A 12,961-nucleotide genomic window follows, 5' to 3' on the forward strand; every position below is an offset into this window, starting at 1 on the left:
CCCGCACGGGGAGTGACTCGCTGGCGGCACGGTAACGGTGAGCGGTTCCCTGTTTCAATCCACACTCCCGCACGGGGAGTGACGTTAGATGCGTATCACGGTGGTTACGTTGCAATGTTTCAATCCACACTCCCGCACGGGGAGTGACGGGGAGCCATTTTAATGTCCTTTACGATCATAAGTTGTTTCAATCCACACTCCCGCACGGGGAGTGACATACAGTACGCTGCTACGCTCGCGGGTATAAGGTACGTTTCAATCCACACTCCCGCACGGGGAGTGACGCTGCTCGTGATTGCTCTATCAAGCAGCCATACGATGTTTCAATCCACACTCCCGCACGGGGAGTGACTCGGCTTGCGACAAACCCGCATTCGTTTTTCGGTGTTTCAATCCACACTCCCGCACGGGGAGTGACTAACATCTCGTAGTTATGTTTTATCTAGTCTGGGGTTTCAATCCACACTCCCGCACGGGGAGTGACGCTATCCAATCACGCTACTTACGAGCATATTCGATCAGAGTTTCAATCCACACTCCCGCACGGGGAGTGACTATGACGCCGGACCAAACACAGTATCCGCTTAGGTGGTTTCAATCCACACTCCCGCACGGGGAGTGACAACATGGGTGGATTTTTTGCTATTGTATACTATTGTTTCAATCCACACTCCCGCACGGGGAGTGACGAGCGTCGCGCCTTAAGCAGCTACATAGCCTTTAAGTTTCAATCCACACTCCCGCACGGGGAGTGACTATGGTGGATGTAATTAGATATTTTCCCGGTGGGTTTCAATCCACACTCCCGCACGGGGAGTGACCAGTATTCCATTGTGCGCCTCCTTTAAGTCATGGTGTTTCAATCCACACTCCCGCACGGGGAGTGACGTTGTTGATGGTGACGTCAACCGCGTTAAGGATTTGTTTCAATCCACACTCCCGCACGGGGAGTGACCGCCCCACGTCTTCTGGATGAGATGATTTAGACGAGTTTCAATCCACACTCCCGCACGGGGAGTGACACCAGAGCATTCTGCTTGCCCTAACACTCCCAACTGTTTCAATCCACACTCCCGCACGGGGAGTGACGGGCGACGACGATGATGGTAAAAAGGGCGATGATGTTTCAATCCACACTCCCGCACGGGGAGTGACCACCTTTTTTTATTTTTATTTAATATTGCTAAAAGTTTCAATCCACACTCCCGCACGGGGAGTGACGATGCGTTACCTGAGATCCCCGAGCCGGGACCGTGGTTTCAATCCACACTCCCGCACGGGGAGTGACCGTCCTCATTCAATTCCTTATACAGACTCGACAGCGTTTCAATCCACACTCCCGCACGGGGAGTGACCTGGCTTGACTTAAATCTATCAGATTGTGCGAGAGTTTCAATCCACACTCCCGCACGGGGAGTGACGTGCTAACGATCCTCATCACAATGGTATTCGGTAAGTTTCAATCCACACTCCCGCACGGGGAGTGACAACCAAGCCAAAAATATTGCGCCAGCGCAACCCATTGTTTCAATCCACACTCCCGCACGGGGAGTGACGTGGGTTGGCTATGTGGCGTTGCGCCTACTGTAAGGTTTCAATCCACACTCCCGCACGGGGAGTGACATGTTTAGCATGTCGATACTAAAGTCAATCGTTGTTTCAATCCACACTCCCGCACGGGGAGTGACTGCAACGCTTTATATGGACTTGCGGCGAAAAGGGGTTTCAATCCACACTCCCGCACGGGGAGTGACCGTCCGCGACTTGTCTGGAGCGTCTACCGTCATCAGCGTTTCAATCCACACTCCCGCACGGGGAGTGACATACTCGGGGACGCGTAAGATGGCTGGATATGAGGTTTCAATCCACACTCCCGCACGGGGAGTGACTGCCACCCTTGAAATGCCTTGATATTCGCGGCTTTAAACGTGCTTTTTCGCGAACCTCTTCAAATCACCCAAGGGCGGGTACTTCATTTCATACAAAAACCACTCAAACCCTTGTCCCCACTGATGCGCGAACCTCCCAGTGATTTTATGTGCGCTTAGGGTTCGCGCAAGACTAGTCCAGCAACAATAACCCTTCAGGATCATACCCTGGCTTCGCCCCTACGTGTTCAACGCGGTTTCGCCAATTTTTCCCGAGCATGTAATATCGTAAGCTATCACGTTTCGGATCAATCGCGTCTTCCAGTTTGACTTTCAACTGCTTGAACTGCAACGGATCTACTAAACATTCAAAGACGGAATTTTGCACACGTTGTCCATAAGCAAGGCACAGCTTCGCTACTTCGCGAAGCCTTCTTTTCCCCTCCGCCGTTGTCGTCTCTACATCATAAGTGACCAGCACCAGCATCGGCTTCCCCCTATCTCCACAGGAACGGCGGGTATGTTTCCAAATCGCCCCTCACATATCTGGCGAGCAGTAAGGCCTGTACATACGGCAACAACCCGAGCGAAATTTTCTCTTTCAGAAAAGGATGCGTAATCTCCTCTTGCTTGCGTTTCTGCCATGCAGCGATCAGCTCTTTTTTCAGCTCGGGCTTGAGCAGCACCGCCCCATTTTCTTTAATGAGAAATTGTTTGGCATCGACTTGTTTGCGATTAACCAAACTAAGAACAAGTCGATCGACCAGATACGCACGAAGTTCCTCCATGACGTCCAGCGACAGGCTTTGCCGACCCGGGCGATCCCGATGAAGAAAGCCAACTTGCGGATCAAGTCCGACAGTTTCCAACGCAGCAGTCACATCGTTCCGCAGTACGCCGTACAGATACGATAACATCGCATTGATTCGGTCAAGCGGCGGTCTTCGGTTTCGCCCTCGCAAGAAAAAATCCTTTTTGCCCACAAGAATCAACTGATCGAAAGCCGAAAAATAACGTCTCGCCGCGTCTCCCTCCAGCCCTCGCACATCATCTAAAGTCGTAAGCTTCATGATCTTGCCCAGATACCGCTTCAGAAACTCTGATTCCCTGGACACCGTTTCCGATTTGATTTCATCAGCATGATCACGCAGCCCTCTATTGAGCACTACTCGGGAGTTAGCTATTTTGGCAAAAATAAACGCTCGGGCCAGCCCTACTGCCTCCGTTCCATCCGCCATCTTGTATTGTCTGCGCCTTAATAGCACATTTCCTTTAACCGCACCCTGAACCCGAGCAAGAAACTGCCCCGATTCTTTGTGAAAAGACAGCGCTACTCCACGCTCCGCACACAGATGCATCAGCGCGGGACTGGCTCCAGCATGCCCGAATGTTATGATCGCTTCGAGATTATGGATTGGAATACGGAACGCTGGCCGCTCCTCCATTCTCACAACCACATTCTCCCCATCCCGGGCCAAATAGCTATCCGGATTCGTTACATACAGCGTGTTCAACAGCTTACGCATCGCGATCCTCCTTCGATCCCGCAACCAACGTCAGATAATTCTCTAGATACCCGGCGGTACGCTTACCGAGCATTTTGGGCTGGCAGCCTTCATAAAGCGAGCATCGCTCACAGCGTTTGTCATAGGAAGCAACGGGCGTTCTTCCTAAAGCTATCCAATCGTGCATCTCCCCCAGCAGCGTCTCCGCCTGGTTCCTTAGCGATGTATCGATATCAACGCGTGTGCGCCGTTCAATTTCTCCGTAAAATAGCGCGCCTTCCTCGATCTGCACACCGAACATCTCTTCCAGACATAAGGTCTGTACGCATAATTGCAATTCATCGTGAGCGCCTTTCTTCGGCTTGCCGCGCTTATACTCGATTGGATACGGGCGCCACAGTCCTCTCCTCGCCGGAATAGCAGCGCCTGGCTCCTCCCCCGTACACCGATGAAACTCCACTACATCAGCTACGCCATAAACGCCGAGCCGATGAGAAACAAGCGGCATGGAGCGCGCAATAATGAGATCGCCCCGTTTTTCGCCGATGCAGGGGTTGTCCGCTTTCTCGTGCAGCCGCTGGCCTTCGAATGTCAGCACATTGTCCGACCAGTACTGCTCGATATGAATGAGTGCCCATTGCCTTTTGCAGAAAGCGTAGTGTTGGATGCCTGACAGCATCAGATAATCATCTTCGTGTCTATCTGCCATCAAGCTGCTCAACCTGCAGTCCTTCCAACGGCTGAATGACAAACTGATAATCCGTGTAGGATCGTGGCTCGGCAGCTAACCGCTCTACCAGCAAAGATCGGTGCACTTTAGCCGACGAGTACTGCCCCAGTTTAGAACGATGCTCCCACCAATACACATGATGAATCTCCATACTGCCTTCCGGTCGCGCAGATGAAGCATCATTTTCAAAGAGTGAGATAAGCGCTTCTTTCACCTTAATAGCATCACCATTCGTAAATCCGGTCTTTTCTGCTAATTGGGGGTTGATACTGCCATAAAAAATATATACACCCGAATCAACACGATGCTTCATCCCCATCGTATCCGATCCCTTACTCGGTCCCGGTTCAGAGTTAACACTTTTTGTGATTTGCACACTTGCAATATCAATCGGATCAATACTAGTGGCAGTATGAATCGATACTGGCCCACGCACACCGACGGAAACACCCGACCCTTTATCCGCCTTAAACGCGAATACTTGACCAAAGCTGCGAACATCAATCCATTCCTGACAAGCAATTCGAGCAAAATCATCATTGGAGACTGTCTTGGATTTAAACATCTTCCCCAGTTCAATATTTGCTTCCGCACGTTCTCTTAAGCTGCCGAACTCATCCACTTTACGGTCATTGGACTGGACAAATATCGATTCTCCCATGTCCTGCAGCCGATTGCGAATTTTCCGTTTAAGTGCAACATCAGATATTTCCCCATGCCCATCATAGTTTTGCCGCGGACGATTGCCATTCAGCGGGTCCCCATTCGGATTAGCCTTAGTCACGGACAATACGACAGCAAAATCAATTTTATGATTCAATGTGGTCATCTTTAATCTCTCCTCTGAGTTCAGATTGTTGCGTTTGCTGAGCTGCCGCTTTCGGTGGATACAGCGCGTGCCTTTGGCTGTAATAACCAAGCAGGTAGATATTGGACAACGGCTTGTTCGTAAAGCTTTCGATAGGCAATCGAGAGCCGATCTCGTCAATCAACTTGACCCATTTGGTAGCCCTAACTCCTAATTTAGCCTGGTAAGGCTGTAAGCTAGCTTGTATCGTCTCCCAAGTTCGAGCCGGATGTCTTGAGAAAGCATTCATATAACGAATGGCATTGGTAGCTCGTTTCTCGTCTTCCAAAGCAAAACGTTCAAACACGTCAGCGACAGCCAATAAACGGCCGAATAAATAACTCCGATCATCAATACTTTCATCTAACGCCACATCTAATCTCTCCCGTCTATTAATTAATGAACACGCAATACTCAGCGTCTTCTCCCACTCCCAGCTTTCTATTGCAAGCGGGTTCGATGCTCGGCGTGCCGCACTCGAGACGATATCCTGCGGTATTGACCGACCATCAATAATGCAAGGAAGCATTCGTTCCATTAAGCCTTTGACCACTTTCTCACTGGCTTTGGGCCCGTATGCGGCAAAAGCTATATCCTTCGTAGCCGGCGCCCCATAATATTGCACAGCCTTCCCTATGTCATCTTTTCGATATCGATGCAGCCACATGCAGGACGAGTGCCAGTCTATCAGCCTATTGATATAAATTTCTTTATCCATGTTACGGTAGTACAATACTGCCATCCGTCCCGTAGTAGCGGAATCAAGCACTAGAATGTTAACTTTCACATGCGGATTGGCAATCCGTCCGCGATAGCCGTCCAATGCTTTAGCGAACTGTTTAGCGTATTCTGGATTGGTATAAGAGATAGCTTTACTAACCTCAGCTTCCTCTTCCCCGTAGTCAAAAAAACCATCGTCCGGATCAAGTTGATCCAGTTCTTCATTCCCCCAAGTTAGAAAAACACGCTGGTCAATCATTTTACCTTGGCGGTTAATCAGCCATTTAAGCGCATTATGCGCCTTCTGGGAAACTTCGTAGCTAATGTTGGCCGCCTCGCCACTCTCCGCAAACCGCCCGCGGTACGTGAACCCGCTCGTATCATTGGAGGAGATCAGCTTCGCCTTATCAGCCGCATTCCTGATTTTGTTGGCATGCTTCTCCGTAGCCGGGAGTGATTTCCCCGTAACGTAACAGAGATCCTCGTCTCCCAAACGCTCATTGTAATAACATATAAATGATTGATACATCTCCGGGTCTTTCCAGACTGGAATATGGATTTTTTTGTCAGGTGAATACACATCAAACCTCACGAACGCACTCGTCTGTTCCCCGGCAACTGCCGAGAAGATAGGCGGCTTGTCCCCATAATGTTGTTCGGCTTGCTTGTCCCATTTGTCTATGAGTTTCTTGTTGGAGTCAATGTAGAGGATTCTTGGGTGGTGTTGCACGAGGTCTTCGATTAATCTTCCTTGGCGCAAATAAGCGTAGATGCTCTTTAATTTTGGAGTCGCGTAAGGTGACTCCGCCCAAGCTGCTAGCTGTTGGATGTAGTGGGGGAAAGGCTCTTCTTTTTTAATTTGCCCGCCATATGCAACATAGTCTCCCGCAACATAGCTTAACTTGTCGTGAAGCGGGTAAGGTGCAATTTTCGAGCCTGCACGGCTGGCGGAGTCTTCCGTACATGGAATCAGTGTATTCGCATTGTTCTTATCAATAACTGTAGCAGAATGAAACTCGCCCGACTCAGTAATAAGCACTTCAATATGAGCATTTTGCGTCGTATGTGAAACCGGAAGCAAGGTATATTCCCTTTCGTTACGTGTGAGTTCAATAACGCCCACTTGATCCGAATTGGATTTGTAGGTGTTATATAAATTGAGCAACCAGCTCATGAACTCCCCTCCGCTTCCAACTGCGCAAATAATTCATCAGCAGACGTGACAGAGTGTTGGTCAAAGTGCTTGGACTCCATTTTGGATACTACGCGTACTTGACTGCAAGCTTCAGGTCGGTCGAACTGAATAACGCCGTTTCTCATAACGGGATTCCACAGCCGTACCTCTAACTGGTTTCGGCCCGTTTCATCTGGGTAATTTAATCCATGTACCATATTTCCGAAATGCAATTCGCCATAATTGTCATAGAAGCCGTCACCCTCGCCAAAAACACACGGCTCTACATAAGCTTGGCATTCTCGCGTTCCAAGGTATATATCTCTTCGCCCTCCGGCATGCAGTGAACGTTTAAGGATATTGTGATGCTTATTTTCGTTGCGATCGTATGCGAGATCCGGTCGATGCAGATTGAAATCGAAATGGGCTCGGACTTGATAGCGAGGCGATCTTAAATAAGTGTAGTTAGCCAATGTATTGCCTCCGCCGTACTCCAACGGTCGGATTCCTTTAGACTCCATACGAATTGGATTCATAACTCTAACCTCATCCACAATGATGAGCAGAGTCGGTTTCCAATATATAGACTCAACTATCCCTTTTAGCGCCTGGTAGGAAGGAATCTGATAGCTTAGTTTTTCCCCTCCAAGCTTAGTCAATGGGTCTGTAAACAAGGCATACTCCCCATAAACAACAAATTCAATTCCGTTTCGCACACCAACACCTCCTTTTTTCTGAATTTCCAACATCTGTATCTTAACTAAGAAATGAACTTTTCGTCAATATGCATTTAAGACATTATATGAATTCCTTCGATAAGTACGTTTGTGCTATAATTAACCGTCGCTGCCTTCTTAGCGTGGATTGAAACATATAATGTCTGAAATGAGAAACCTATCTTTCATCAGATAGGTTTCATTTTTCACCATAGGTATAGTCCCCACTCGCCGTTATTTTCAATGTTTACCCCATAATCCTCGTTGTAAGCCGTCTCCTTAAGTGCTAACACATTCCCTTCCAGCAATGGGATCAGAGCATTATCCTTCTCCAATTGTTTCAGTTCATGATCGAACAAGTTAACCGTATACCTCTGTGCTTTACGAAAAGCCTTTGACAAATTTGAAATTGAAATCGAACCATTCAAGCAAGCTATTATTTTTTTGCCTTCCTCATCAAAGGGCACAATCACCGAAGTCGTCGGACTGTCAATTACCCGGAAATTATTCGCTCCTGTACGATAACTGTTGACGTTAAAAAGCGATAACGGCTCCTCTCGATTATGCTTGTATGCTTGCGCCCTTGTCTTTCTAGGAGAATACAACAGGTCCGTCATATTCTGCTGAAGACTTGGAATGAAATAGTTTAACTTGATTTGAAAGGCCGTATAGAACGCTTTGAAATAATGTTCCATCGCTTGGACAGACAGCACATGGCCCCCATGACAATTTGCTTCACGTTTAAGATCCTTTAACATTCGAAGTGTTATTTTTTTGCCTTCCGCTATTTCGGGCAAATTAGATAACTTTTCCTCTGCATGATCAATAATGTAGACATTTTGCAGTTTGTATTCCCTATGGCGATTACATCGTCCTGCAGCCTGCGCAATGGAATCGAGACCTGCAAGTGACCGAATGACGCAGTTAAAACTAATATCAACCCCAGCCTCAATTAGCTGTGTGCTAACACAAACAACTGGCTCTTTATCGTCTAGATGCTGTCGAACTTTATCCAGAATGCCTTTTCGATGCGCTGCGCACATGCCAGTGCTTAGGTGATAAACAGCGGCAGCGGCTTGAAGGTTAGCAAGTTCTTGATAAAGACGCTTTACTACTGTTTTGGTGTTTAGAACAACCAATACACTGCCTCGCTCTTGCACAGCCTTAACAACGAACTGTGCTAAACGGACCGTATTATAGCTCTCCTCCGAAGCAAGATCGATAACCTCTACCCTTTTGAACTCATCGGAAATGTTGTGTAAATCGGAAATAATCTCCGACCCCTCAGATAAATCCAGTTGTTGATCAACGAAGCCAAGGGCGGGCTGTGTGGCTGTACATAATATGAGACTCGAATACCCAAAATCTTTTAATAAATTAAGTGCACGGTTAAACAACGAAATACAATGCACCGGCACCTTTTGCACTTCGTCGAAAACAATAACCGCCTCAGTAAGATTATGCAGCCTCCGGACATTCCTGTATCCCTTGGCATATAGAATATTGAGAAACTGAACCATAGTCGTAAAAATAATAGGCGCATCCCAGTTATCTTTCGCTAACCGCAATTTCTGGCCGACGTTAACGATCCCATCCTCGAATTCATCATCTTCTTCATCAGTGTTATCAACAACATTAGAATGGTCTTCCAAAACATTAAATCGATCTTCTACAATACGTCGAACCTCATCAGCGTTTTGTTCAATAATTGTTGTATATGGCACAACATAAATAATGTGCTTTTTCTTGAATTCCAGAGCATGCTTTAATGCATAACGTAAGCTGGCTAGCGTCTTCCCCCCACCAGTTGGGATTGACAATGTATATATACCTGATGGCCGGCGTGCAAATTGATCGCATTGATCGGACATGGCTCTTCGAAGCCGATTAATCGCTGTTTGGGCATATGGGCTCTCTTGCAAGTCATTAATATGACAAATCAATCTCTCGTAATAGGTTTGGAATCTATTTAGCTGAACTGACTCTTGCCTTTCCGTATCATCCTCCTCGTTTTCTTCGAACAAACGTGCATCAGTATGATCTGCATCTACTAAAGCGCTAAATACATACTTAGTTAAAAACAGCAGTTTACTTTCCAAATGCTCCATAGAGTTTTTTCTTAAGTACGTCACCAGTTCAGCAGCAGCTTGCTTGATATATTCCTCTATTTCCACCTGAGTCATAGCCCGTTGATAAAAGAGAGCCAATATGTCTTCCAAATCATCTACTGGCTTGTCTCGAACACGACTAAGATAGGGCGACTCTAAATCCAGACTGAGATAATCATGAAGATAAGAATGGTGTGAAATCACAGAGTTTCCGACTATCTCGGAAAGCATATAAAGATGTTGATTACGGGGCATTCTTTGAACGTACTTATGAAGAAATTTACCACCCGCAGTGGAATGGTCCACACTCCCCCTCGTCGGAGGGGAGTCAGGATTATCAGCAGCTTTACGAATATAAGTTTGAAACTGCTCCGAGTATTTCCCCATGTCATGCAACATACCTGCTAGTCCCGCTATATGTGTAATCCCGATCTTATTTCCGATGAACTCTGCCCGTTTCCGAACATTATGCAGATGTTCTTCAATCGTTTGAGCTACTCTATCACTCTTGCGAATATGGGCAATATAATTCATTACACCAGCCCTCCGATCGATTATTTAAATCACCACATTTGTTTCAAAACTATATCGGTTTGCCATAAAGAGCGACTCATCTAGAATAACCACGCTTCGCACAATATTATGATTCAACTCATGCCCCCTGCACGGGGAGCGACATGGTGACTACGCACTATTTTCTCGCCCAGAGATGTTTCAATCCACGCTCCCGCACAGGGAGTGACGCCTCTTTACCGCAAGCCACACACACGTCAATTTTGTTTCAATCCACACTCCCGCACGGGGAGTGACGAAACGCCGTTGTTGTAGAGCGCGATCGTGATAGGGTTTCAATCCACACTCCCGCACGGGGAGTGACGCGCAAATTCAAATTCAAAGGAGCAAATAAAAATGTTTCAATCCACACTCCCGCACGGGGAGTGACGCAGATCGGAACGCAGTCAAGTTGAGCTCAAGATCGTTTCAATCCACACTCCCGCACGGGGAGTGACTCGGATGGTTCGTTATTACAGTAACAGCGGTTGATGGTTTCAATCCACACTCCCGCACGGGGAGTGACCGTAACATTGGCACAGGCGGGATTGGAAAGCGGATGGTTTCAATCCACACTCCCGCACGGGGAGTGACAACAACTGTACCTATCGAATACCAAACAAGAGGCGTTTCAATCCACACTCCCGCACGGGGAGTGACGGGACGCCCAGGTAAAACAAAACCCGGACGTTGTGGTTTCAATCCACACTCCCGCACGGGGAGTGACTTTTTAGTTAGCATAAAGATTGCGACGAAGATAGGTTTCAATCCACACTCCCGCACGGGGAGTGACGTCGCGGGATATGCGACCGATCCCCAATACCCGACGTTTCAATCCACACTCCCGCACGGGGAGTGACTTTTTAGCCTCCCTTCGTTATCATCCTTTAGCGGTTTCAATCCACACTCCCGCACGGGGAGTGACAGCACCCTCTCCAACCCCCTATTAAATCAAGGTTTTCAGGGTACATTTCGCGAACCTCGAAAATAACCTCTTCAAAAGTTCATCGATTTCCAATCCAATCCCCGCAAACCCATTAACAGCGGGCTGCGCGAACCTCCTAGGGAAATCATGTGAGCTTCAGGTTCGCAACATCAGTATACCAATTATTTGGAATTACAAACAACAAAAAACAGCTCTCACCTTGGAGAGCTGTTACACCTTTGATTTTCCTTAAACATTCCTACTTATTCGTCGAATGCTGTTTCGTCTGCAACGCCGCCTCCGGCGAGCCTTTGCCCCGGTTTTTGTTCAAACGCTGCTTATTTTGCTGCTCGTTCACCTTTTGTACAAACTGCCCCGTGTCTAGATTGTTAAAGCTCATAGTCGTTCGCCTCCTTTACTAGTCCAATCATAGACTGTCCCCTGGGGCGCTCCCTTATTCACCTTAATCTCGCCGGCGGCGTGAGCCAGCAAACCCAACGATGCCAGCTACCAACAACAAGCCTGCTCCCATGCTAACGGCGGTTACGATAAACCGCATTTGCTTATCCAGATGGCCGTCCTCATGCCCGTCATCACGGTCCCCCGAAACGCCTCGATGATAATCATCATGCATACGCCCATGTTTATGCCCATGCCGATCCTGATCCGGTTCCCACCCCGCATCACTGCCAAAATCCCTCCCGACATCGGTGACAACATTCGGGCGCTGGGGCGTCAACTCATCAAGCACGCCGACTGATTCCATCCATTCCTTAACATCACTGGCCGCATAATAACGCGAGTAGAACGAACCATCCTCCTCCAGCCGAATAAAGCCTTGATGCACGCCCGCAACGTGATAGTCGCCATCCCGTTTATCCAACAAGAGCACATAACGTTCATCCAACTCCATCACGCCTTCGTCACCAAACGGCAACAGCAAAACGCCGATCTCGTCACCTTCATCCACATTGCCTTTTACAACCTGTTGAATCACAACGTCATACCGATCTTTCCCATGCTTCGTTTCCTCTTTATGTTCCGGAACCCCGACGACAATAACGTCCGCCTCATCTGCCAGCTCCGGCAGCGGCACCATCGCGAAGTTCAGCGCATACGCCGGAGTTACAAGAACCATTAACCCAAGCAAGAAAGCCAGCAAAGCACCTGCAAACCCTCTCTTTATCATCGACACCCAGCCCCCTAAAAACCTGTTTCTTCCTCGACGTGGATGCTGATACTAAAGTTGCGCTACGCTAAGCAGGGAGCAGAATTTTATTCTCGCTTGTTCGCTAGATAAACTCTTACGATAAGATAATAGAGTACCACCTCAACGGCTAGGCAGATTCCTGTCAACATTGCCGTGTCTGCGTCACCTAACGATAGCAAGCCTCCTCCTTCACCCGGAAGCGTCAATAAAAATACAAATAACGTAATCATAAATATAGGCACTGCAACAAGAGTCACCAAAATAAGAGACAATTTCCCCATACTCAAACCCTCCATTAAACACCCAAATATTGTATGAACAAATTGAATAAGCCCATACTATACGATAATCCAATTTATGTTTGTCGAATCAAGTCGAAAACAATCATTATTTAGCATTTCTTTAGGTAATCAACGATATTTCTGTTCAAATCATTAATTTTAAAATCTTTATTCAAAGCTCACTCGTTTCATCTATGACGCAATCATTCATGGGCTATACAAGCCCCCTGCTTCTATTATCTTCTATCCCCTCTTACCCTCGACGCACACAGCCGGTCCATAGTATGATAGGCGGTAATCAACGCAATCTACTAGAGACCCGTGA

10 protein-coding genes and 2 CRISPR repeat arrays (1 of these 12 running past the window's edge) are annotated in these 12,961 nt (G+C 47.6%); all 10 genes read right to left on the reverse strand.

Annotated elements, in window-relative coordinates:
• Nucleotides 1-1,889: direct repeats of the CRISPR family, unit length 32 nt; unit sequence GTTTCAATCCACACTCCCGCACGGGGAGTGAC; it begins 1,477 nt to the left of the window's first position.
• 172 nt (nt 1,890-2,061) lie between these two features.
• Entirely contained in the window at nt 2,062-2,355 is a 294-nt protein-coding gene (cas2, locus tag GON22_RS07125; protein WP_160395417.1) for a CRISPR-associated endonuclease Cas2, read from the reverse strand.
• Between the two features lie 10 nt (nt 2,356-2,365).
• Nucleotides 2,366-3,394: a type I-C CRISPR-associated endonuclease Cas1c gene (gene cas1c, locus GON22_RS07130; RefSeq protein WP_160395418.1), complete on the reverse strand. Its 1,029-nt coding sequence runs from the start codon at nt 3,392-3,394 to the stop codon at nt 2,366-2,368.
• Nucleotides 3,387-4,082 carry a CRISPR-associated protein Cas4 gene (gene cas4 / locus GON22_RS07135; RefSeq protein ID WP_160395419.1) on the reverse strand — a complete coding sequence of 232 codons (696 nt, stop codon included), beginning with the start codon at nt 4,080-4,082 and terminating at the stop codon, nt 3,387-3,389. The genes cas1c and cas4 overlap by 8 nt, the downstream gene beginning before the upstream one ends.
• A complete protein-coding gene (gene cas7c, locus GON22_RS07140; RefSeq protein WP_160395420.1) occupies nt 4,072-4,932 on the reverse strand; it encodes a type I-C CRISPR-associated protein Cas7/Csd2 in 861 nt (286 codons plus the stop codon). The genes cas4 and cas7c overlap by 11 nt, the downstream gene beginning before the upstream one ends.
• A complete protein-coding gene (gene cas8c / locus GON22_RS07145; RefSeq protein ID WP_160395421.1) occupies nt 4,913-6,844 on the reverse strand; it encodes a type I-C CRISPR-associated protein Cas8c/Csd1 in 1,932 nt (643 codons plus the stop codon). Before cas8c ends, cas7c begins: the two co-directional genes overlap by 20 nt.
• A complete protein-coding gene (gene cas5c, locus GON22_RS07150; protein WP_160395422.1) occupies nt 6,841-7,560 on the reverse strand; it encodes a type I-C CRISPR-associated protein Cas5c in 720 nt (239 codons plus the stop codon). The genes cas8c and cas5c overlap by 4 nt, the downstream gene beginning before the upstream one ends.
• Nucleotides 7,561-7,766: 206 nt before the next feature.
• Complete coding sequence (cas3, locus tag GON22_RS07155) at nt 7,767-10,202, reverse strand: CRISPR-associated helicase Cas3' (protein WP_160395423.1); 2,436 nt, start codon at nt 10,200-10,202, stop codon at nt 7,767-7,769.
• Nucleotides 10,203-10,379: 177 nt separating this feature from the next.
• Nucleotides 10,380-11,145: direct repeats of the CRISPR family, unit length 32 nt; unit sequence GTTTCAATCCACACTCCCGCACGGGGAGTGAC.
• Between the two features lie 259 nt (nt 11,146-11,404).
• A complete protein-coding gene (locus GON22_RS07160) occupies nt 11,405-11,545 on the reverse strand; it encodes a DUF4023 family protein (RefSeq protein ID WP_160395424.1) in 141 nt (46 codons plus the stop codon).
• Between the two features lie 63 nt (nt 11,546-11,608).
• Nucleotides 11,609-12,334, reverse strand: a complete 726-nt coding sequence (locus GON22_RS07165) for a hypothetical protein (protein ID WP_160395425.1) — start codon at nt 12,332-12,334, stop codon at nt 11,609-11,611.
• Between the two features lie 86 nt (nt 12,335-12,420).
• Nucleotides 12,421-12,636, reverse strand: coding sequence for a hypothetical protein (locus tag GON22_RS07170; RefSeq protein ID WP_160395426.1), 216 nt, complete (start codon nt 12,634-12,636; stop codon nt 12,421-12,423).
• Nucleotides 12,637-12,961: the final 325 nt, after the last annotated feature.

This window comes from Paenibacillus sp. MMS18-CY102 (assembly GCF_009789195.1).
Classification (GTDB): domain Bacteria; phylum Bacillota; class Bacilli; order Paenibacillales; family Paenibacillaceae; genus Paenibacillus_T.

Excerpts from the sequence above, each read along its gene's own strand:
- cas2 (WP_160395417.1), bottom strand. The coding sequence starts at position 2,355 with ATGCTGGTGCTGGTCACTTATGATGTAGAGACGACAACGGCGGAGGGG.
- GON22_RS07165 (WP_160395425.1), bottom strand. The coding sequence starts at position 12,334 with ATGATAAAGAGAGGGTTTGCAGGTGCTTTGCTGGCTTTCTTGCTTGGG.
- cas1c (WP_160395418.1), bottom strand. The coding sequence starts at position 3,394 with ATGCGTAAGCTGTTGAACACGCTGTATGTAACGAATCCGGATAGCTAT.
- GON22_RS07160 (WP_160395424.1), bottom strand. The coding sequence starts at position 11,545 with ATGAGCTTTAACAATCTAGACACGGGGCAGTTTGTACAAAAGGTGAAC.
- GON22_RS07170 (WP_160395426.1), bottom strand. The coding sequence starts at position 12,636 with ATGGGGAAATTGTCTCTTATTTTGGTGACTCTTGTTGCAGTGCCTATA.
- cas7c (WP_160395420.1), bottom strand. The coding sequence starts at position 4,932 with ATGACCACATTGAATCATAAAATTGATTTTGCTGTCGTATTGTCCGTG.
- cas3 (WP_160395423.1), bottom strand. The coding sequence starts at position 10,202 with ATGAATTATATTGCCCATATTCGCAAGAGTGATAGAGTAGCTCAAACG.
- cas8c (WP_160395421.1), bottom strand. The coding sequence starts at position 6,844 with ATGAGCTGGTTGCTCAATTTATATAACACCTACAAATCCAATTCGGAT.
- cas4 (WP_160395419.1), bottom strand. The coding sequence starts at position 4,082 with ATGGCAGATAGACACGAAGATGATTATCTGATGCTGTCAGGCATCCAA.